General features: G+C 67.9%; 19 protein-coding genes. 7 read left to right on the plus strand and 12 right to left on the minus strand.

Going from position 1 to position 19,690, the window contains the following annotated elements:
- Nucleotides 1–122: 122 nt before the first annotated feature.
- Genes ACYKG1_RS11720 through ACYKG1_RS11745 form a run of 6 tightly spaced genes read right to left on the minus strand, consistent with a single transcriptional unit; the run spans nt 123 to nt 4,510 of the window.
- Nucleotides 123–869, minus strand: coding sequence for a hypothetical protein (locus tag ACYKG1_RS11720; RefSeq protein WP_262226710.1), 747 nt, complete (start codon nt 867–869; stop codon nt 123–125).
- Nucleotides 869–1,495, minus strand: coding sequence for a DUF3299 domain-containing protein (locus tag ACYKG1_RS11725; RefSeq protein ID WP_262226711.1), 627 nt, complete (start codon nt 1,493–1,495; stop codon nt 869–871). Before ACYKG1_RS11725 ends, ACYKG1_RS11720 begins: the two co-directional genes overlap by 1 nt.
- Nucleotides 1,485–2,036, minus strand: coding sequence for a DUF3299 domain-containing protein (locus ACYKG1_RS11730; RefSeq protein WP_262226713.1), 552 nt, complete (start codon nt 2,034–2,036; stop codon nt 1,485–1,487). The genes ACYKG1_RS11725 and ACYKG1_RS11730 overlap by 11 nt, the downstream gene beginning before the upstream one ends.
- A 2-nt stretch (nt 2,037–2,038) precedes the next feature.
- A complete protein-coding gene (locus tag ACYKG1_RS11735; protein WP_478470563.1) occupies nt 2,039–3,292 on the minus strand; it encodes an ABC transporter permease in 1,254 nt (417 codons plus the stop codon).
- The gene (locus ACYKG1_RS11740; RefSeq protein ID WP_478470564.1) at nt 3,285–3,980 is read right to left on the minus strand and encodes an ATP-binding cassette domain-containing protein; all 696 of its coding nucleotides are present in this window, start codon (nt 3,978–3,980) and stop codon (nt 3,285–3,287) included. Before ACYKG1_RS11740 ends, ACYKG1_RS11735 begins: the two co-directional genes overlap by 8 nt.
- Nucleotides 3,977–4,510 carry a ZrgA family zinc uptake protein gene (locus tag ACYKG1_RS11745; RefSeq protein WP_100472669.1) on the minus strand — a complete coding sequence of 178 codons (534 nt, stop codon included), beginning with the start codon at nt 4,508–4,510 and terminating at the stop codon, nt 3,977–3,979. Before ACYKG1_RS11745 ends, ACYKG1_RS11740 begins: the two co-directional genes overlap by 4 nt.
- A gap of 32 nt (nt 4,511–4,542) precedes the next feature.
- On the opposite strand from ACYKG1_RS11745, the gene ACYKG1_RS11750 reads away from it, so the two are divergent.
- Nucleotides 4,543–5,061, plus strand: a complete 519-nt coding sequence (locus ACYKG1_RS11750; protein ID WP_478470566.1) for a MerC domain-containing protein — start codon at nt 4,543–4,545, stop codon at nt 5,059–5,061.
- Here the strand turns inward: ACYKG1_RS11750 and ACYKG1_RS11755 are convergent.
- Nucleotides 5,049–7,181, minus strand: coding sequence for a TonB-dependent receptor (locus tag ACYKG1_RS11755; protein ID WP_478470567.1), 2,133 nt, complete (start codon nt 7,179–7,181; stop codon nt 5,049–5,051). The genes ACYKG1_RS11750 and ACYKG1_RS11755 overlap by 13 nt on opposite strands.
- A gap of 187 nt (nt 7,182–7,368) precedes the next feature.
- On the opposite strand from ACYKG1_RS11755, the gene ACYKG1_RS11760 reads away from it, so the two are divergent.
- Entirely contained in the window at nt 7,369–8,241 is an 873-nt protein-coding gene (locus ACYKG1_RS11760) for a helix-turn-helix domain-containing protein (RefSeq protein ID WP_262082447.1), read from the plus strand.
- A gap of 30 nt (nt 8,242–8,271) precedes the next feature.
- Here the strand turns inward: ACYKG1_RS11760 and ACYKG1_RS11765 are convergent, their stop codons facing one another.
- The gene (locus tag ACYKG1_RS11765; RefSeq protein ID WP_100472672.1) at nt 8,272–9,174 is read right to left on the minus strand and encodes a LysR family transcriptional regulator; all 903 of its coding nucleotides are present in this window, start codon (nt 9,172–9,174) and stop codon (nt 8,272–8,274) included.
- A 118-nt stretch (nt 9,175–9,292) separates the two neighbouring features.
- On the opposite strand from ACYKG1_RS11765, the gene dkgB reads away from it, so the two are divergent.
- From dkgB to ACYKG1_RS11785, 4 genes are read left to right on the plus strand one after another with little or no spacing between them, the layout of a single operon-like run.
- Entirely contained in the window at nt 9,293–10,096 is an 804-nt protein-coding gene (dkgB, locus tag ACYKG1_RS11770) for a 2,5-didehydrogluconate reductase DkgB (RefSeq protein ID WP_262226724.1), read from the plus strand.
- A gap of 11 nt (nt 10,097–10,107) precedes the next feature.
- Nucleotides 10,108–11,082: a TIGR03571 family LLM class oxidoreductase gene (locus tag ACYKG1_RS11775; protein ID WP_478470568.1), complete on the plus strand. Its 975-nt coding sequence runs from the start codon at nt 10,108–10,110 to the stop codon at nt 11,080–11,082.
- A gap of 19 nt (nt 11,083–11,101) precedes the next feature.
- A complete protein-coding gene (locus ACYKG1_RS11780) occupies nt 11,102–12,040 on the plus strand; it encodes a cyclase family protein (protein ID WP_478470570.1) in 939 nt (312 codons plus the stop codon).
- Nucleotides 12,037–12,360: a MoaF-related domain-containing protein gene (locus tag ACYKG1_RS11785; RefSeq protein ID WP_262226728.1), complete on the plus strand. Its 324-nt coding sequence runs from the start codon at nt 12,037–12,039 to the stop codon at nt 12,358–12,360. Before ACYKG1_RS11780 ends, ACYKG1_RS11785 begins: the two co-directional genes overlap by 4 nt.
- A gap of 32 nt (nt 12,361–12,392) precedes the next feature.
- Here the strand turns inward: ACYKG1_RS11785 and ACYKG1_RS11790 are convergent, their stop codons facing one another.
- Nucleotides 12,393–13,292 (minus strand): LysR family transcriptional regulator, encoded by a 900-nt coding sequence (locus ACYKG1_RS11790; protein WP_478470572.1) that lies wholly within the window; start codon nt 13,290–13,292, stop codon nt 12,393–12,395.
- Between the two features lie 106 nt (nt 13,293–13,398).
- Here ACYKG1_RS11790 and ACYKG1_RS11795 point away from each other — a divergent pair, with 106 nt between their 5' ends.
- A complete protein-coding gene (locus ACYKG1_RS11795; protein WP_478470574.1) occupies nt 13,399–14,142 on the plus strand; it encodes an SDR family oxidoreductase in 744 nt (247 codons plus the stop codon).
- A 38-nt stretch (nt 14,143–14,180) separates the two neighbouring features.
- Here ACYKG1_RS11795 and ACYKG1_RS11800 read toward each other — a convergent pair whose 3' ends face one another.
- The 3 genes from ACYKG1_RS11800 to ACYKG1_RS11810 are packed head-to-tail and all read right to left on the minus strand — an operon-like array spanning nt 14,181 to nt 19,671.
- Nucleotides 14,181–17,258, minus strand: coding sequence for an efflux RND transporter permease subunit (locus ACYKG1_RS11800; protein WP_478470575.1), 3,078 nt, complete (start codon nt 17,256–17,258; stop codon nt 14,181–14,183).
- Nucleotides 17,255–18,427 carry an efflux RND transporter periplasmic adaptor subunit gene (locus ACYKG1_RS11805; RefSeq protein WP_478470577.1) on the minus strand — a complete coding sequence of 391 codons (1,173 nt, stop codon included), beginning with the start codon at nt 18,425–18,427 and terminating at the stop codon, nt 17,255–17,257. Before ACYKG1_RS11805 ends, ACYKG1_RS11800 begins: the two co-directional genes overlap by 4 nt.
- Nucleotides 18,424–19,671 (minus strand): TolC family protein, encoded by a 1,248-nt coding sequence (locus ACYKG1_RS11810; protein WP_478470579.1) that lies wholly within the window; start codon nt 19,669–19,671, stop codon nt 18,424–18,426. Before ACYKG1_RS11810 ends, ACYKG1_RS11805 begins: the two co-directional genes overlap by 4 nt.
- Between the last annotated feature and the right edge of the window lie 19 nt (nt 19,672–19,690).

The following is a 19,690-nucleotide window of genomic DNA, read 5'->3' on the forward strand; positions in this document are numbered from 1 at the left end:
CCATAACTATACAGGATGTCCTGTATAGTTATGGGACAGCACCACCCGTTCAGATTGGGGCCCGGGCAATGTTCATGTTGCCGTGCCCCTCACGCCGGGTCGTGGCCGGCATCAGGGGATCATCACCGGCAGTCTTCCGGCAGCGCGGCAATCGCCGACACCACCGCACTCTGCATGCCCTGCCCCACGGCCATGTCCAGTTCCCCGCCCGTTCCCCCATGCTGGCGCCGCAGTTCGTCCTCGCACAATCTGCGCACCCGCGAGCGCGCGTTCGCGCGCAGGCTGCTGCAACGCCAATCGGTGCCGCCCAACGGCAGCACCGAATACACCACGCTGTTGCAGGCGTTGCTGGCACGCTGCTGCAGCGACAGGCCGCCGAAGTCCCGCGGCTCGCTGCTGCGCTGCGGGTCGAAGTAACTGTCCGGGAAGGTGCGCGCGTACTGCTCGATGTCCACCTGCATGCTGCGCCCACCGGCCAACGGCATCTGCAGCGGCTGGCCGCAGCGCGTGGCATCGGCGCGATGCTGGATGTACTGGTAGATCGGCCGGTCCAGTGATGGATCCTGCTGGGTCACCGCGCTGACCGCCGCCAGCACCGGCAGCGATGCACGATTGGCCATGCGCGCCAGCAGCCCCGCCTGCGCCGGCTGGCAGCGGTCGCGCAGGGTCGCCGCCAGCAGGAACAGCACGTCGTTGCGAAAGGGATGGTCATCGGCCAGGCGCTGTTCGATGCGCTGGCGGGCATCGGCCGCAGGTGCCGGAAATGCGATGGCGGGTGGCGCGATGGGTGCAGCTTGCCGCTGCCACCACACCAGCAGCGTCACAGCCAACAGCAAGGCTGCTGCAACGATGATCCAGCGCGCACGCATCAGTTGTGGAGCGCCGTCAGTGTCGCCGCTGCGGCATCGTAGGATGCGCTGGCGATATCCGCATCGAAGCGCTTCACCTGCAGGCGGCCGGCAAGCCGGTACGGATCCCAGAGGTCGCCCAGTGCGATCGGCGTGGCCAGGGTCACATGGATGATCTGGTTCGGTGGTGGCGGCGGCACATGGATGCACGCGCCGTAGAACGGCACGAACAGCAGCTCATCGACCAGGCCGGCATCGTTGGTGCCCAGCGGCACCACGTAACCATCCAGATCCACTGCACGACCGTCGACAGCGTCGACCACGCGCGAGGAGCCGAACTGCTTGGCGCGGTCCGGGCTGGAGTGGTCGATCTCCTGCCCCGGTGGCGTGCCCGAGCCGGTGTCGTCGATCAGCCCGCCCACCCCGTCCATGCCGTTGCGTAAGAGGCCGATCTGCGGTGGCGGGCGCTGATAGGTCACTTCATCGGGCCGCAGCGCATCCCAACGGTCGATGGGTGCTTCAGCCGTGACGGGTTGTGCCGGCGCGGGGGCCGGTGCAGCGGCGACGGTCGTGGCGTCCCCGCCTGCCTGCGTGCACCCCAGCAAGCCCAGGCAGCACGCCACTCCCATCAGGACATTACGGTTCATACGGCCTCAGCTGAGCATCGCGCATGGTGTAGGCCGAACCGGCCAGGTCGTCATCCAACCGTTCGGCGCGCAGGGTGCCGGCCAGGAAGAACGGCGAATACATGTCCGGCATCGCGATCGGGCGCGGCAGCACCACGTGCACGATCTGGTTCGGCGGCGGTGGTGGCACGTGGATGCAGGCGCCGTAGTACGGCACGAACAGGAATTCGGTCAGGCGCCCGTCCTGCGCGTTGGCCAGTGGTACCACGTAGCCCGGCAGGCGCACCGGCCGCTGCAGTACCGTGTCCACCGTGCGGAAGGTGCCGAACTGCGGCATGCGCCGGTTGCCGTTGTGTTCTACCTCCGGGCCCTCGCCCCGCTCCAGCGCGACCAGCTCGTCCTTCGGCATCATCTGCAGCCAATCCAGCTCCTGCTCTGTGGCGCCTGCAGGGCTATCGGGTTCAACCACCGGCGATGGCGGCAGGGCCTGCACGCCGGTATCCACCGGCCGCTCGCAGGCGGCCAGGACCATAAGCATCGGCAACATCGGCAGCCAGCGCATGCTCAGCCTCCCGGTGAAAGGCCATCGGCCAAGGTGCGCCGGTAAGCAAGCAACGCCGGCACCAGCCCGGCCGCCGCGCTGATCGCCAGCACGCCCGCCACCCACGCCAGTTCGCGGCCATCCGGCCACACATGGGTGATCGACAGACCGAAGGTCGCCAGCACCCATCCACGCCCGGCCACGCTGGCGGCCACCAGCAGCGCCAGTGCCAGCAGGCAGGCCACGGCACTGGTCGCCACCGCTTCCACCACCAGCAGGCCGGCGATGTAACCCGGCCGCGCGCCGGTCGCACGCAGGATTGCCATCTCGCGCCGCCGCTCCTGCAACGTCGAGACCAGCAGCGCCACCAGCGAAACCATGCCCAGCAGCACCACCATCGCGCTGATCAGCTGCAGTGCCCGCTCGGCCGTGCCCAGTGACTGCCACAGCTGCTGCAGGGTCACGCCGGGCAGGATCGCCAGCATCGCCTCCTCGGGATACTCGTTGATCCTGCGCTGCACCGAGAAGGTGGCGATGCGCGAGTTCAGGCCGAGCATGAACGCGGTGATGCTGGTCGGGGTCAGATCGAGGTGGCGCGCCTGCTCGGCACTGACGCTCTGGCTGCGCAGCTGCACGCCCGATCGCCAGTCGACATGGATCGCCTCGATGGCCGGCAGCGAGACCAGCAGCGACGAATCCACCGGCGTACCGGTGCGCTGCAGGATGCCCGCAACGCGGAACGGCTTGTCGGCATGCGTGGCGAGCGTGACCGCGCCGGTGCCGTGCGCCAGCACGATCTCGTCACCGAGGGCGACCTTCTGCGCACGTGCCACCTCTGCGCCGATCACCACGTCGTACAGATCGTCGAACGGCCGCCCCTGTGCAAAGGCCAGCTCGTGGCCGGAACCATAGCGATAGTGTTCGAAGTAGCCGCCAGTGGTACCCACTACCCGGTAGCCGCGCCAGGAATCGCCCAGCGACAACGGCACCGCCCACTTCACCTGCGGCAAAGCGGACAGCGCCTGGTAGGACTGCCAGGACACGTTGTTGGTCGGGTCGCCGATATGGAACACCGAGTACAGCAGCAGGTTCACCGGTCCCGAGCGCGCACCGACAATCAGGTCGGTACCCGATACGGTGCTGGCGAACCCCTCGTGCGCCTGCGTGCGCACGCGTTCAACACCCAGCAGCAGGACCATGCTGAGGGTAATCACCAGTACGGTGAGGCTGACGCTCAACGCGCGGCTGCGCAGGCTGGCCCAGGCAAGCTCAAGCATGGCCGGCACCTGCCTGGTTGATCTCGGACAGTGAAATGGTGCGATCGAACAACGGCTGCAGGCTGTCGTCATGGCTGACCACCAGTACCGCGGTGCCGGCCGCCTCGCACTGCGTGGACATCAGCTTGAGGAAGGCGGTCGCTGCTTCGCGATCGAGCGCCGAGGTGGGCTCATCGGCCAGCAGCAACGCCGGACGGCCGATCAGGGCGCGTGCTGCCGCCACGCGTTGTTGCTGGCCAACACTGAGCGTACCCGCGCGCCGCGACATCAGCTCGGGATTGAGCTGCAGGGCCTGCAGCAGGCGGGCGATCTCGGCATCCAGCGGCCCACTGATGCGCGCGCTGCGCAGGCGCGAAAAGCGCAGGCCCAGCGCGATGTTGTCGCGCACGCTGAGGAACGGCAGCAGATTGAACTGCTGGAAGATCACGCCCAGGTGGTCGGCACGGAATCGATCCCGTGCGGCCCCGCGCATTGCCTGCAGCGCGTGGCCGGCGACCTCGACACGGCCCTTGCCGGGCAGCAGCACACCGGCCAACAGGCCCAGCAGCGTACTTTTGCCACCGCCGCTGATTCCGCGCAGCAACACGCTGCTGCCCTGCTCGACCCACAACCGCGGGATATCCAGCACCAGCTGCATGCCGTATCCGAACTGCACGTCTTCCAGCGAGATCACCGGTGCCGCGCTCACGGTGCCAGCACCACGCGCAGATTGTTGGGCGTGAGCACGCTGCGATCCTGGCCGTTGGCGGTTGCACTGTTGACGATGACTTCGTGCAGGCCCGGGAACAGTATGGGCAGGCGCACGACGATGGCGCGCAGCTCAGCCGGTTTCGCGCAGTGGTACTGCAGCGTTGCGCTGAAACCTGCGTGCCGGTGCTGTCCCGGCGGCGGCGCGGCGGCCGTCGCGTCGAAGCCCTCTGCATCGGCTTTACCGGTGGCCAGACGGCACCCTGCAGCGGTGGGCAAGGTGACCCAGCTGCCGCCCTTCAGCAACGAGGTCGCCCGTGCCAGCGCGGCCTGCTCGGCTGCATTGGCCGGCGGTCGCTCGTAATCAAGGATGCCGATGCCGGGGGCCTGAAGGGCGAATTCCAGCGTTTGCTGGTCCAGTGCAACGTCCACGGTCGCCTGGCCATGAACGTGCGGTGCGTGCTGGCGCATGTCATGGGCCTGTGCGGTGCTGGCAGCCAGCAGCAGGAAAAGAGCAGCAGGACGCTTCATGGGGGAGTCTCCAATTGTTACTATGTAACATTATGGACCACATCCCCACGACGCCCGCAAGGGCCCCGGCCCAGCCGCCAACTTCGGCACGCTGGCACCCCCGTTTCGATCTTGCCGGTGCCTGGTTGTCCCTGGCCTGCGCCGCCCATTGCATCGCCCTGCCCCTGCTGCTGGCGTTCGTGCCGGCAGCGATGATGGCGCTGCGCTCGTTCCAGCACCCCGGCCATGGCGCGATGACGTTGCTGTTGATGATGTCGCGCTGGGAATGGCTGTTCGCGCTGCTGGCCTCGTCGCTGGCATTGGCGAGTACCTCGGCCGGGGTGCACCGGCATGGGCGCTGGCGGCCCGTGCAGTTGGCCTGCGCCGGCGCGATCCTGCTGCTGTCCGCCTCGCTCTACCTGCCGCTGAAGGACTCGCTGCTCTGGCACGGTGCAGCGACGGCCAGTGGTGGCGTGCTGCTGGCCTGTGCGCACATCGGCAACCGGCGCGCATTGCGCCGGCGCCCCACGATGCCGGCCAGTGGCCGGCACGGCGTTGGTCAGAAGCGATAGCCCACTTCCGCCCCGAAAATCCGCGGGCTGTCGACCGGGCCGTAGTAGTTGCCGTCGCGACCGAATGCCAGGTTGTCGAAGATCAGGCCATTGATGCGACGCCTGTTGGTGAGGTTCTGCACGAACACCCGCGCGCTCCACGGCCCGGCCTCATAACCCAGCTGCGCACCCAGCACGGCGACGGCCGGCTGGAAGGCACGGTTGCGTTCATCCAGCGCGCTGGAGCCGGTGAACTGCGATTCCAGCCGTGCGTAAAGTCCAGACTCGAACTGGTAGCGTGCGGCCAGGTAGCCGGTGTAATGCGGGGTCAGCTTGACCCGCTTGCCATCCAGATTCTGGTCCACGCTGACCCACAGCTTGGTGTACTTCGCATCGACGTAGCCCACATTCGCCATCAGCGTGAAGCCAGGCACTACTTCGAACACACCCTCCAGTTCTGCACCCCGTGACCGGATCGAGGCGTCCGATCCCACGTAGTCCGACGAAATCGGGCGACCGTTGCCATCGGTGGCCACCTGGATCTCCTGCCAGTTGTCCGAGGTGATGTGGAACACCGCCCCACCGATATGACCACGGCCGCCGCCCAGATTCATCTTGAAGCCAAGCTCGTGGCTCCACATACGTTCGGATTCGTAGCGCAGCACCTTGTCGTTGACCACATCGCTCTGCGCTGCGGCCAGATTGAAGCCGCCCGGGATGTAGCCCTTGGCTGAAGCGGCATAGAAGGACAGGTCGTCGGTGGCGTCGTAGCGCAGCGACACCCGCGGCAGCGTGGCCGTGAAGGTATGCGCCAGCGCGGCGTCGCGGTACAGCACGCGGCCACCGGCGCCCAGGTCCAGCGCACCGGCACGCTGCTCGGTGGAACGCCGCGCCTGCTCATGGCGCAGGCCGGCGCTGGCGGTCAGCCTGGGCAGCGCGGGGAAGGTGTAGCTGGCGGTGGCGAACACGCTGTAGTCCTCGCCCTTGGAGGTCTGCCGCGGTGCCAGGTTGTAGCTGTCCAGCCCATGCAGCGCAGGGCCGACGAACGTCCCCAGGATCGAATCCTTGCTGTTGCGATAGGTGGACACACCGGCCATCCAGGCCAGGGCCTGGTCACTGGGCGAACTGAAGCGCGCCTCGGCCGTCCATTCCTTCTTCCTGTCGTAGATGCGGCCTGCCAGGGCCGGGCTTTGGGTCATGTCGAAGTCATAGCCGGCGGAGGTCACTTCCTCGCCGCGCCAGGAGGCGGCCACGTCCAGCGTGCCGGCCTGCAACTGCCACTGCGCGCTCAGGCCCGCAACCGACTCATCCTTTTCGGTGCGCTTCGGTGCGTCATTGATGTAGGTGAAGTCACCGGCACGACGGCCGCCATTGAGCGAGGTACCGTAGGTGCGGTTGTAGAGGCTGGTATCCAGCGGCAGGTATTCATACTCGAACATGCCGGGCGCGCGTGTGCGCAGGTGGTAGGCGAGCGCGTTCACCGAGACATAGTCGCTTGGCCGCCAGCGCAGCTTGCCCTGCAGATAGCCTTCGCCCACCCTGCCGCGTGCACCGGAGGGCGTGAGGTTCTTCAGGTATGCATCTTCGTCCGAGCCCATGAACGCCACCGAGCCGGACAGGCTGCCCGCCGTGTCCAGCGGACCTGCCAGGAAACCATCAAGAGCGGTGCCATTACCGTTGCCAAACCAGGTGCTGCGCACATTGAGCTCGCCCTCGCGCACATCGGCCGGGCCGCGTGTGCGCACCAGCACCAGCCCCGACTCGCTGTTGGCACCGTACAGCGTGCCCTGCGGCCCGCGCAGCACTTCCACCGACTCGACCTGGTTGAGCACGGCGTTGCTCAACTCCCGGAACGGGATGCCATCGATGTAGACCGAGGCGCGGTTGACCAGGAAGGGATTGGACTCGATGCCGCGGATCGAGATGAACATGTTGCTGAGCTGCCCCATCGCATTGAACTTCACGTTGGGCGCAAGCTTGTCCAGGTCACGGAATTCGGTGACGCCGGCCTCCTTCAGCGCTTGCCGGTCGAGCACCGTCACCGACAGATCGCTCTTCAGGTACGGGGTATCGCGCTTGGAACCGGTGACCCGGACGCCGTCGAGCGTGGCCGGGTCAGCCTGCTGGGCGAGAGCGGGCATGGCAGGGATGATCAGGGATGCCGCGACAAGCGCGGCGACAGGCGTGGACGGCTTCAACGGATGAACCTCAATGGTGAAATGGCAGGCGCGCAGGCGGCGGCAGCGCGGGACAAGAGTGTTATCCTGTAACATTCACGCAGTGCCGCCACTCCATTCCTGGCAGCACTGCTCCATTTCCGGATCCGTGATGCGTGCTTTCCTGATGCGAGCCCTCGCCGACCAGCTGCTGCAGGAAACCGGACCGCAACCGCCCGCGATGGTGGCCAGCGACGATGGTGCGGTGGTGTTGCTGCGTCATCGCTTCGGGCCAAGCGAAGGCTGCATGGGCCATCCCCACCAGCTGCGCCTGGGCATGGCCATCGGTGGCGGCGGGCGTCTGCAGCAACGCAGCCATAGCGGCCTGCTGCAGGGCGTCTGGCAGCCTGGCCAGTTCAATGTGGTCCTGCCCGGTGACATCGGTACCTATGCCAGCCCCGCAGTGGACGTGCTGGGCCTGGCCATCGACACCGGCCTCCTGCAGCAGGAGGCGCACCGGCTGCATGACCTGCAACCGCTGGCGGTGCGCCTGCAGCGCGACCCGGTGGTCACCTCGGTGCTGCAGGCGTTGTGGTGCAGCGCGCAGGCCGATGCCTGCCTTCCCGGATTTCTCGAGCACGGCGCACGCGTGCTGCTGCACCGCCTGCGACAGCTTGCCGGGCTCGGGCACGCGACGCCGCCGAGGGCCACTGCGCTGTCCGTGCGGCAACTCCAGTACCTGCAGGAGTACATCGACGCGCAGTACGGCCAGCCGCTGGCGGTTGCGCAGCTGGCGGCAGCGCTGCAGATGGACCCATCGACGTTCAGCCGTGCGCTGCGTGCCACCACCGGGCTGCCACCCTATGCGTTCCTGACCCGGCGCCGCATGCAGTGGGCGTGCGCGCAGCTTGCGCAGGGACGCAGCGTCACCGACGTCGCACTGGCCTGCGGCTACGCCAACCCCAGCAAGTTCAGCGCGGCCTTCCGGCGTGTAGCCGGCTGCTCACCGTCCGCGTGGGCCGCGCAGCACCGCAGCCCGCGGTAGCGCCGGCCCTGCCCGTCCAGCGCTGGCGACTCACTCGTCGAACGGGCGCTGCCCCAGCGTCTGCGTCACGTGGTCGACGAAACAGGTAATGCGCGCGGCCAACGCGGTGTTGCGGTAGTACACCGCGTTGATCGGCTGTCGGACGTCCTGCGTCTGCCTGGCGAACAGCTGCACCAGGCGACCGTCACGCCGGTCCTGGCGGGTCAGGAAATCGGACAGGCAGGCGATGCCCAGCCCGGCCACCGCCATCTGCCGCAGCGTCTCACCGCTGGACGAAGCGATGGCCGGCTCGATCACGAACGGCCCGCCATCGTCATCGTGCAGCGGCCACTCGTTCAATGAACTGGGCTGGGTGAAGCCGAGCAGGTCATGCGTGCGCAGCTGCTCCACGCGCGTGGGCGTGCCGTGCCGGCGCAGGTACTCGGGGCTGGCCACCACGCGGATGCGGCTGTGGCCGATCGGCCGCGCATGCAGGGTGGAATCGCGCAGCACGCCGATGCGGAACGCCACGTCGGTGCGCTTCTCGATCAGGTCGGTGATGCCCTCGTTGGAATTCAGCTCCAGCTCCACCTGCGGGTAGCGCGCGCGGAAGCCTTCCAGCAGCGGCACGATCACGTGCAGCATGAACGGCGTAGCCGCATCCACGCGCAGGCGCCCGACCGGTTGCAGGCGGCGCGCGGCCATCTGTTCCTCGGCCTCGTCGACCGTGGCCAGGATCGTGCGCGCGTACTCCAGGAACGCGGCGCCTTCCTCGGTCAGTTCCAGCCGTCGCGTGGTCCGCCGCAGCAGCGTGGTCTGCAGCTTGTCCTCCAGCCGCGCCAGGGTGCGGCTGGTGGCCGAGATGGTCAGCTCCAGCCCTTCGGCCGCTGCAGTGATCGAGCCACTGTCGACCACCGCCACGAAAGCCTTCAACTCATCCAGGGTGGTTTTCATTGTTTACCTCGGCGCAAAAGCATTTCCCGTATACACAGCTTAATCAACAAATGTAAAGCGCCCACACTTCGCCCAGTCCCGAGCCCACCGGCTCCCAACGAAGTCCCTGGAGTCCACCATGAGCGTTCCTTCCTTTGGCGTCGGCACTTTCCGCCTGACCGGCCAGACCGTCATCGACTCGGTACGCAACGCCCTCGAGGTCGGCTACCGTGCGATCGACACCGCGCAGATCTACGGCAACGAAGCCGAGGTCGGCCAGGCCATCGCCGAATCCGGCGTGCCGCGCGACCAGCTGTTCCTGACCACCAAGATCTGGGTGGACAACCATGCCGCCGGCAAGCTGATTCCGAGCCTGCGCGACAGCCTGGCCAAGCTGCGCACCGACCATGTGGACCTGTTGCTGATCCACTGGCCGGCGCCGGGCAATGGCGTTGAACTGCGCGAATACATGACCGCGCTGGCCGAAGCCAAGGCGCAGGGCCTGACCCGCCAGATCGGTGTGTCCAACTTCAATATCGCGCTGACCCGACAGGCCATCGAGGTGGTTGGTGCCGGTCAGATCGCCACCAACCAGATCGAACTGAGCCCCTACCTGCAGAACCCGGCACTGACCGCTTTCCTGCACGACCAGGGCATCACCGTCACCTCCTACATGACCCTGGCCTACGGCAAGGTGCTGAAGGACCCGGTGCTGGCCGCCATCGCCGGCAAGCACCAGGCCACCGTGGCCCAGGTCGCGCTGGCATGGGCGCTGCAGCGCGGTTACTCGGTCATTCCGTCGTCGACCAAGCGCGAGAACCTGGCCAGCAACCTGCTTGCCCAGGACCTGCGCCTGGATGCCGATGACATGGCCGCGATCGCCGCGCTTGAGCGCAACGGCCGCGAAGTCGATCCGCCGGGCCTGGCCCCGGCCTGGGACTGAGGCGCAACGCCATGGTCAGTGCGTTGGCGCGGCTGCAGGCCGGTGGTTTCAGCATCGGCATCGAAGCACCGCTGGACAATGACTGGACGCCGATGGGCGAACAGGCACGACGCGCCGCGCGGCGCCTGCCCGGCGAACCGGACCTGCAACGCCATGCGGAACTGGCACGGTTGGCCGACCGCCTGGGCTTCCGTGCGCTGTGGGTACGCGACGTGCCGGTGTACGACCCGGCCTTCGGCGATGCGGCGCAGGTATTCGAGGTATTCAGTTACCTCGGCTACCTGGCTGGTATCACCGAGCACATCCTGCTGGGTACCGGTGCGGTGGTGCTGCCGATCCGCGAGCCGTTGCTGACCTTGAAGTCGGCGCGCAGCGTGCAGCGGCTGAGCGGTGACCGCCTGCTGCTGGGCGTGGCCAGTGGCGACCGCCCGGTGGAGTACCCGTTGTTCGGCCGCGACTTCGACAGCCGTGGCAGCCGCTTCCGCGAGCAGGTCGCACTGCTGCGCGAAGGCGCCGCCGCGCACCTGCCGCAGGGCTTGGACGTGCTGCCTGCGGACGGCCCGGCCGTGCCGCTGTTCGTGGCCGGCCTGGCCCAGCAGCAACCGGCGTGGATCGGCCAGCACATGGACGGCTGCCTGGCCTACCCGGGCACGCCGCAGGACCATGCACAACGCGTGGCGGCCTGGCGCGCCGTGGCCGGCAACAAGCCGTATGCCAGCTTCATCCACCTGGACCTGGTGGCCGATGCCGATGCCCCCCTGCAGCGCTGGCGCTTCGGTCTGCGCGGCGGCCGCAACGCCCTGCTGGCCGAGCTGCACGCCATGCGGGCGGCCGGTGTCGACCACATCGGCCTGCAGTTCCGCCGCAACGAACGGCCGTTGGCCGAGACCTTCCACGAAATCGCCGAGTACGTGCTGCCGCACTTCCCGGCCCATGCCGGCGCGGCCGCGTCGCATGCCCCGCTTGCCGCCCCCGCGACGGCCTGACAGTTACCGGAGCTTTGCCATGAAAATGAAGACCCTGGCCGCGCTTGCGCTGGCCACCCTGCCGCTGTCCTTCCAGGCCACCGCCGAGGACTGGTATCCCTCGGCCTACGGTGCCAATGACGAGATCGGCGCGGCCAACCTGCTGACCGCAGACGTGGTCAAGCACGCAGTTTCGCTGGTCAGGACCGGCAAGACCTATCCGCTGGCGGTGCCGGTGGACAAGAACCTGCCCGCGTTCCGCCACCGCAGCTTCCGCCTGCACAACGTGCAGGTCGGCCAGCAGGCCGGCAAGTCGCTGGGCCCCAACAGGTTCACCTTCAACGATGAACTGGTGAACGCTTGGACCGGCGTTGGCACCCAGCTCAACGGCATCGGCCATATCGGCATCGACAACGTCTACTACAACGGCAACAAGGCCGCCGACTTCGTCACCGTGGACGGTGTGCGCAAGCTCGGCGTCGAGAAAGTGCCGCCGATGGTCACCCGCGGCGTCGTGCTGGACATGATCGCGTACTACGGCAAGGCGATCGTGCCCGGCGGTACCGAGTTCACCGTGGCCGACATCCAGGCCGTGCTGAAGAAGCAGGGCCTGAGCCTGCGCAAGGGCGACGTGGTGCTGTTCAACACCGGTTGGCTGGAACTGATCGGCAAGGACGACAAACAGTTCCTGGAAGTGGAACCGGGCATCGGCATGGAGGCCGCGAAGTGGCTGGCCGACCAGGGCATCGTCGCCTTCGGTGGCGACACCTGGGCCTCGGAGGTCTACCCGAACCCGAACGGTGCCGAAGAGTTCCCGATCAACCAGTACATGCTGGCCAAGCGCGGCATCTACAACCTGGAGCTGATCGACAGCCGCGCGCTGGTGCGCGACAAGGCCTGGGAGTTCCTGTTCGTGCTCGGCCAGCCGCTGTACGTCGGCTCGACCCAGGTGAACATCAACCCGGTGGCGATCCGATGACCACGACCGCTGACCTTCCCGAATTCGCCGGCCGCCGCTTCCGCGTCAGCTATGACGGACTGGCCGCCGACAATGTCTACAGCGCCGATGGCCGCCACGTGCAGTACGCCATCGTCTCCGGCGCCTACGCCGGTGCGCGGGGTGAAGCCGCCTGTGAGTGGCACAGGATCAGCGACGGGGTCTATGCCATTTCGTGGCAGGAAGCCGATGGCGCTACGGTCGTGCATGTCGATGATTTCGTCGGCGGGCGTTCGCTGGCCTGGTTCACCGCCACCGATGGCAGCTTCCATCGCATGCAGGGGCCGCTGGCAGCGCTGTGATGCCGGCCGGCACCACCAGCCCATGCGGCGTCTCAGGAACGTCGTTCCTGGTCGAACACCCCGGCCACCCAGTCGATGAACACCCGTAACCGTGGCGATGGGGTGCGGTTGCGTGGGTAGACCAGGCTCAACGGGCTTGGCGTCGGCGGCGCCTCAGGCAACAGCTCAACCAGCTGCCCGCGCGCGATGTACGGGTCCATCCGGTAGCGCGGCGCCTGGATGATGCCCAGGCCCGCCAGCGCGGCCCCGAGGAACGCATCCGCGCCGGAGACACGCACCCGCGCCGGCAGCGGCAGGTAATGCACCTGCCCACCCTGCTGGAACTCCAGCGGAATCAGCTGGCCGGTTGCGCTGGAGCGGTAGCCGACCATCTGGTGGCCGTCCTGCAGGGCATCGATGCTGCCCGGCACGCCCTTGGCCTGCAGGTAATCCGGCGAGGCCACCGTCACCTCGCGCAGCAGGGTCAGCCGTCGCGCCGCCAGATCGCTGTCGGCCAGCGTCCCCACCCTCAGCGCTGCATCCACGCCTTCGCGCAGCAGGTCGACATAGCGGTCGCCCTCGCTGACCTCCAGGTCGATCTCCGGGTAGCGCTGCAGGAAGTCCGGCAGGTGCGGAAACAGCAGGTGCCGGCCCAGCGTGCCATGCACTTCAATGCGCAATGGGCCGCGCGGCGGCACGTCACGGAACGCGGCCTCTGCATCGTCCATGTCGGCGATCAGGCGCAGGCAACGGCCATAGAAGGCCTCGCCTTCCAGCGTCGGCACCACCAGACGCGTGGTCCGGTGCAGCAGTCGCACGCCCAGCCGCTGTTCCAGCGCCTTGATTGCGTCGGTCACCGTGGCCCGCGGCAGGCCCAGGTCCTCGGAGGCACGGGTGAAGCTGCGGCGCTCGACGATACGGACGAAGGCGCGCATGGCCGTGAAGCGGTCCATTGTTCGGCTATCCGGATGATGTTGGCGGATTATGCAGGATTATCCGAAAGGACAATGTCGCGAAGATGGCCCTGCGCCACTCCGGCGTGCCCCACTGGACGCCAGCATGACCCCCTCCCCCACCTCCTCTGTCGCCCTGGTCACCGGTGGCTCCCGTGGCATCGGCGCCGCCATCTCCCGCCGGCTCGCCGCCGATGGCCACGCAGTCGCCATCAACTATGCGGGGCGCCGCGACGACGCCGAAGCGTTGGCGGCCGAACTCAACGCAGCCGGTGCGCAGGCCATCGCGTTGCAGGCCGATGTGGCAGACCCGCAGGCGGTGCGCCAGCTGTTCGAGGCCATCGAGGCCCGTTTCGGTGGTCTCGACGTGGTGGTCAACAGTGCTGGCGTGCTGCAACTGGCGTCGCTGGCCGACACCGACGACGCCCTGTTCGACAGGGTGATCGGCATCAACCTCAAGGGCGCGTTCAATGTGCTGCGCGAAAGTGCACGGCGGGTCCGCGACGGTGGCCGCCTGATCACCCTGTCCACCAGCGTGGTCGGCATCCGGCTGGAGAACTACAGCGTGTACGCGGCCAGCAAGGCGGCCGTGGAGACAATGGGCGCGATCCTCAGCAAGGAGCTGCGTGGGCGCAACATCACCGTGAACGCGGTGGCACCAGGCCCCACCGCCACCGACCTGTTCCTGGATGGCAAATCGCCCGAGCTGATCGAGCGCTTGGCGAAGTTGAACCCTCTGGAACGCCTGGGTACGCCGGATGACATCGCCGGTGCGGTAGCGTTCCTGGCCGGTGCTGACGGTGCGTGGATCAACGGCCAGGTGCTCCGCGCCAACGGCGGGATGGTGTAGATCGCGCATCCACGCATGGCCTGGATCCACCGCGCCGGTCAGCCGCCGCGGGCCTCGCGGCGGCGATGCACCCAGTAGTACAGCGTCGGCAGTACCAGCAGGGTCAGCAGCATCGCCGACAGCAGGCCGCCGATCACCACCACCGCCAGCGGCTTCTGGGTCTCTGCACCGATCGCATGCGAGGTCGCCATCGGCAGCAGCCCGAACATCGCCAGCAAAGCGGTCATCAGTACTGTACGCAGGCGCTGCAGCGAACCCTGTACCACCGATTGCAGCAGGTCCATGCCCTGCTCGCGCAGCTGGGCGAAGCGACTGAGCATCACCACCCCGTTCAGCACCGCTTGCCCGAACAATGCAATGAAGCCGATCGCCGCCGACACCGACAGCGGAATGCCGGTCAGCCACAGGGCCAGGATGCCGCCGATCATCGCCAGTGGCACGTTGGCCAGGATCAGTGCCGCACTGCTGATGTCCTTGAAGGCATCGAACAGCAGCACGAAGATGATCAGCACCGACAGCGGAATCACCCAGCCCAGCCGCTTCATGGCACGCTGCTGGTTCTCGAACTCGCCGGACCACTCCAGCCGGTAGCCTTCCGGCAGCTGCACGCTGGCGTCCACGCGCTTGCGCATGTCGGCCACCACGCTGCCCATGTCGCGCCCGGCGATGAAGATGCTCACCGCCTTCACCCGCTGTGCGTTCTCGCGCGAGATGTTGATCGCGCCGCTGGCCATTCGGAAGTCGGCCACGTCGGACAGCGTCACGGCGTGGCCATCGCCGATGCCCACCGGCACCGTGCGCAGCCGCTGCAGGTCACGATCGGCATCGTCCAGGCGCAGGGTGATCGGGAACTTGCGGTCGCCCTCCCACAGCTCGCCGACCTGGCGCCCGCCCAGTGCGGTCTCGATCACCTCGTCGATGTCGCGCACGTTCAGCCCATAGCGTGCGGCGCGGTCACGGTCGATCTCGATCTGTAGTTGCGGCAACGACCCGTCGCGATCAATGAAGGCGCTCTCCACGCCCTCCACCCCGCGAACCTGGCCCAGAATCGCCTGCGCCTGCTGGTTCAGCACGCCCAGATCCGAGCCACTGACCTTGATCACCACCTGGCCCTTGATCTGCGAGATGCTCTCCAGGATGTTGTCGCGCACCGGCTGCGAGATCGAGAACTCCGGCCCCGGAATGCGCTGCTCCAGCGTGCGCTGCAGGTCGCTCACCAGCTGCCGCTTGTCCACGCCCTTCGGCCACTCCTTCTCCGGCTTCAACGCCACCAGTGCTTCGATCTGGTTGGCGCCCTTGGCATCGGAGCCATCTTCCGGGCGCCCCAGCTTGGCCACCACCGTCGACACCTGCGGGAAGGTGCCGACCAGTTCGCGGATACGCCGCGACTGCTGCTGCGCTTCGGCCAGGCTGGTGCTGGGATCGAGCGTGGCGGTCAGCCAGATCGATCCTTCGTCCAGCTCCGGCAGGAACTCCGAACCCAGGCGGCTACCCAGTGCCAGCGTGCCGACCAGCAGCGCAACCGCGGTCAGCACCACCGCGCGCGGGCGGGCCAGCGCGTGCTCCAGGATCGGCCGGTACCAGCCGGTCAGGCGGTCCATCAGCGGGTTGCCGTCGCGCATGCGGTCACGCCGCAGCCACCAGTAGCAGAACAGCGGCACCACGGTCAGCGCCAGGATCAACGCCCCGATCAACGCCGAGGTCACCGAATAGGCCATCGGCGCGAACATGCGGCCTTCCTGGCGCTGCAGGGTGAAGATCGGAATATGCGCGGCGATGATGATCAGCATCGAGAAGAACGTTGGCCGCCCCACCTCCGATGCTGCCGACAGAATGGTCGAGAAGCGCGTCTTCCTGTCTGCCGTGGGTGGCAGCTTGGTCAGCCGCGAAACGATGTGCTCGGTGACGATCACCGCACCATCGATGATGATGCCGAAGTCCATCGCGCCCAACGAAAGCAGGTTGGCCGGCACGCCCCACAGATGCAGGCCGAGGAAGGTCGACAGCAACGCCAGCGGCATCATCGCCGCCACGATCAGCGCGGCGCGGGCGTTGTACAGGAACAGCCACAGCACCAGGAACACCAGCACCGCGCCTTCCAGAAGATTGCGGAAGACGGTTTTCAGCGTGGTCGATACCAGCCACGAGCGGTCGTAGAACGGCTCGATGCTGACCCCGGCCGGCAACTGGTTCGCCTGGATCTCGGCAATGCGCGCATGCAGGGCGTCGAGCACGTCGGACGGATTCTCGCCCTTGCGCATCAGCACCATGCCGAACACCGCATCGTCATTGTCATCCTGGCCGACCAGGCCCTGCCGGGGCAGGCCGCTATCGGCGATGCCAGCCAGGTCACGCACCAGGATCGGCGTGCCCCCGCGCTGCGCCACCACCACGTTGCCGATGTCGGCCGGCGAACGCATCAGGCCCACGCCGCGGATCAGGAACTGCTGCTGGCCGCGCTCCACGTAGCCACCACCGGCATTGGCGCTGCCCTTCTCCAGCGCCTCGGCGAATTCACCGAGGCTGATGCCGCGGTCACGCAGCTTGTCCAGGTCCGGCTTGACCTGGAAGGTGCGCGCGAAGCCGCCGAAGCTGATCACATCGGCCACGCCCGGCACGGTGCGCAGGCTGCGCTCCATCGTCCATTCCTGCACGGTGCGCAGCTGGGTCGGCGTCATGTGCGGGCCCTTGAGCACGTAGCGGTAGATCTCGCCCACCGCCGAGCTCATCGCCTCCAGCTCCGGGGTCACCCCTTCCGGCAGCGCCACGCCCTGTAGGCGCTCCAGCACCTGCTGGCGCGCGAAATAGTCATCGGCCTTGTCGTCGAAGGTCAGGATGATCATCGACAGGCCGAACTGCGTATGCGAGAACACCCGCACCGAATGCGGAATGCCGGACAGCGCCACTTCCAGCGGCATCGTCACTTCGCGTTCCACCTCTTCGGCGGCACGGCCCGGGTGCAGCGACACCACTGTCACCTGGGTGTCGGACACATCCGGGAAGGCTTCCACCGGCAGCACGCGGAACGCGGCGATGCCGGCACCGATGAACAGCAGCAGTGCCAGCATCACCATCAGCGGCTGGCGGAGGCAATAGGCAATCAGGCGATCGATCATGGGGCGGCATGCCCCGTGCCGGTGCTGGCGCCCGGTCCCGCACTGTCGACCAGCTGCTGCAGCAGCAGGCCACCTTCGACCACCACCTTGCTGCCCATCGGCAGGCCCTCTCGCACCCACAGCCGCCCGTCACCCTGCTCTTCGGCGTGCACGGCATGGCGCACGAAGCGGCCCTTGCCCTCCTCCACGAACACCACCTGTGTACCGTCGATCAGCAACACCGCGGCATCGGGCAGCGAGACACCGCCCTCGGCCGGCAACGCAACCTGAGCACGCACGTACTGGCCGGCCTTGAAGGCACGTGCATGGTTGTCCAGCTCGGCGCGCGCCTGCACCACGCGGCGCTCGCTGTCGACGAAGTCATCCACGTGCTGCAGGGTCGCCTGCAATGGCTGGCCATCGGCACCGGGCACGCTCACCTGCATGCCCGCCTTGAGGCGTCCCGCCAGGCTCTCGGGAACATCGAGCAGCAACCACAGGCGGTCCGGATCGCCGATCACCGCCAACGGCTGTTCGCTGTCGGGGCTGACCGACATGCCCGGGCTCATCCGCCGCTCCACCAGCACGCCATCGATGGGCGCGCGCAGTGGCAGGCGCTGGTCGACGTGCTGGCCGTTGCCATAGGCCCTGGCGAAGGCAGTCGCACGCGCGTGATCGGCCTGGCTGCCGGCGAAGTTGGTCTCGGCCTCGTCCAGCTCGCGGCCCGACGCCACCCCCGCCGCGTGCAGTTCGCGGGTGCGCTCCAGTTCCCTGCGCGCCTGCTGCAGCTCGGCCCGGCCTCGCACGCCCTCCGCCTGCGCCTGGCCGAACTCGGGCGAGGTGATCCAGGCGATCACCTGGCCGGCCTTCACTTTCTGCCCCGGCTGTGCCTCGATGCGCGCCACCTGCCCCGGCAGCGGCGTGTGCAGTGCGCTGGAGCGCGTCTCGTCCCAGACCACCCGGCCCGGCAGCTGCAGGCTGGCGCTGGCGCCGGCACTCACCGCTTCGGTGCGCAGCACGTCCAGCTGGCGGCTGCCGGCGGGAAACTGGATCTGGCCGGCGCTGACCTGCGGTGCATCCTCGGTATACGACGCCGGTTCGCGCCCGCAGCCGCCCAGCAGGGCCAGCGCCAGCAGGGCGGGCAGCATGGCGTGCCGCGCCCGCGGGCGATGGGCGACGATCGACTTCATCGGGATTCTCCTTCAGCAACGGATGTGGCCGCTTCCCAGCGCGCCAGGGCAATGGCATGGTCGGCACGCGCTTCGATCAGCGCGGCCTCGAAGTCGCGCCAGCTGCGGCGTGCATCCAGCAGATCGGTCAGGCTGGCGGCGCCACGGCGATAGGCCAGTTCGATGCCCTCCACCGCCTTGCGGGCAGCGTCGGACTGCAGCCCCTCGTAGTCGCTGCGGCGCTGTGCGGCGGACTGCACGCTGGCCTGCAGCTGGTCCAGCTCGGCGCGAGCTTCGCGCTGGAGTACCTGCAGCTCCAGCGCGGCGCTGTCCCGGTCGGCCTCGGCACGCTGGATCGCGCCGCGTGCGCGCGACGGCCCGCCCAGCGGAATGGTCAATGACACGCCCCAGGTAACACCGCTGATGTCGGTCGGCTCACGTTCGGCCTCCACGCCCAGCTGGATATCGCGACGACGCTCGCTGCGCGCCAGTGCCACGCCTGCGTCGGCCGCGGCCAGCCGCGAACGCGCGGCACGCAGGTCGGCGCGCTGCGTCGGATCGAACGCGCGCACGTCGGCCACGCTGCTGGCATCCGGCCAGGGGTCATCGGCACTGAGGTCGCGGCTGTCATCGCTGCCGAGCAGCAGGCCCAGCGCATGCCGCGCATCGCGCAGATCGAGCGCCGCCTCGCGCGCCGCGTCAGCCACCGCCAGATCGTCCACCGCCAGCCGCGCGCGATCCACCGGCGCCATCGCCCCGGTCGCCACCTGCTTGTCGGCCGCCGCCATCTGCTCGGCCGAACTCTGGCGGTTGGCATCGGCAATCCGCGCCCGCTCCTGCGCGCCCTTCAGGCCGAAATAGGCTTCATGCAGCGCCACCTGTTGGCGGCGCCGGGCATCGAGCATGTCCAGTCCGGCCACTTCCAGCAGCGCGTCCGCCTGGCGGATGCGCAACGCGCGCTTGCCACCGCGTTCCCAGGTCCAGCCCAGGCCCAGCGTGCTGTCCACGCGCTTGTCCTGCCAGCGCCCTGGGCCGATGCCGTGCCTGGGGCTGACCTTGCTGGTGCCGATCGACAGCTCGGTGGCCGGGCGCAGTGCCGCGGTCTGCGCATCGCCCTGCACCCCGCGCAACTCCAGTGCCGCCGCACGCAGGTCCGGATTGTGTGCGTCCATTGCACGCTGCGCTTCTGCCAGGGACAGCGCCGAAGCCGCAGGCGCGCACGAAAGGGCAGCCAGCAGGGCCGCAAGACGGTGGGCGAAATTCATGCACGTCACGGTAAGGTGA

Source organism: Stenotrophomonas sp. 85239_Sma (assembly GCF_056481725.1).

Excerpts from the sequence above, each read along its gene's own strand:
- ACYKG1_RS11810 (WP_478470579.1), bottom strand. The coding sequence starts at position 19,671 with ATGAATTTCGCCCACCGTCTTGCGGCCCTGCTGGCTGCCCTTTCGTGC.
- ACYKG1_RS11750 (WP_478470566.1), top strand. The coding sequence starts at position 4,543 with ATGGACCACATCCCCACGACGCCCGCAAGGGCCCCGGCCCAGCCGCCA.
- ACYKG1_RS11790 (WP_478470572.1), bottom strand. The coding sequence starts at position 13,292 with ATGGACCGCTTCACGGCCATGCGCGCCTTCGTCCGTATCGTCGAGCGC.
- ACYKG1_RS11795 (WP_478470574.1), top strand. The coding sequence starts at position 13,399 with ATGACCCCCTCCCCCACCTCCTCTGTCGCCCTGGTCACCGGTGGCTCC.
- ACYKG1_RS11745 (WP_100472669.1), bottom strand. The coding sequence starts at position 4,510 with ATGAAGCGTCCTGCTGCTCTTTTCCTGCTGCTGGCTGCCAGCACCGCA.
- ACYKG1_RS11765 (WP_100472672.1), bottom strand. The coding sequence starts at position 9,174 with ATGAAAACCACCCTGGATGAGTTGAAGGCTTTCGTGGCGGTGGTCGAC.
- ACYKG1_RS11725 (WP_262226711.1), bottom strand. The coding sequence starts at position 1,495 with ATGAACCGTAATGTCCTGATGGGAGTGGCGTGCTGCCTGGGCTTGCTG.
- ACYKG1_RS11730 (WP_262226713.1), bottom strand. The coding sequence starts at position 2,036 with ATGCGCTGGCTGCCGATGTTGCCGATGCTTATGGTCCTGGCCGCCTGC.
- dkgB (WP_262226724.1), top strand. The coding sequence starts at position 9,293 with ATGAGCGTTCCTTCCTTTGGCGTCGGCACTTTCCGCCTGACCGGCCAG.
- ACYKG1_RS11775 (WP_478470568.1), top strand. The coding sequence starts at position 10,108 with ATGGTCAGTGCGTTGGCGCGGCTGCAGGCCGGTGGTTTCAGCATCGGC.
- ACYKG1_RS11780 (WP_478470570.1), top strand. The coding sequence starts at position 11,102 with ATGAAAATGAAGACCCTGGCCGCGCTTGCGCTGGCCACCCTGCCGCTG.
- ACYKG1_RS11800 (WP_478470575.1), bottom strand. The coding sequence starts at position 17,258 with ATGATCGATCGCCTGATTGCCTATTGCCTCCGCCAGCCGCTGATGGTG.
- ACYKG1_RS11735 (WP_478470563.1), bottom strand. The coding sequence starts at position 3,292 with ATGCTTGAGCTTGCCTGGGCCAGCCTGCGCAGCCGCGCGTTGAGCGTC.
- ACYKG1_RS11785 (WP_262226728.1), top strand. The coding sequence starts at position 12,037 with ATGACCACGACCGCTGACCTTCCCGAATTCGCCGGCCGCCGCTTCCGC.
- ACYKG1_RS11755 (WP_478470567.1), bottom strand. The coding sequence starts at position 7,181 with ATGCCCGCTCTCGCCCAGCAGGCTGACCCGGCCACGCTCGACGGCGTC.
- ACYKG1_RS11760 (WP_262082447.1), top strand. The coding sequence starts at position 7,369 with ATGCGTGCTTTCCTGATGCGAGCCCTCGCCGACCAGCTGCTGCAGGAA.
- ACYKG1_RS11805 (WP_478470577.1), bottom strand. The coding sequence starts at position 18,427 with ATGAAGTCGATCGTCGCCCATCGCCCGCGGGCGCGGCACGCCATGCTG.
- ACYKG1_RS11720 (WP_262226710.1), bottom strand. The coding sequence starts at position 869 with ATGCGTGCGCGCTGGATCATCGTTGCAGCAGCCTTGCTGTTGGCTGTG.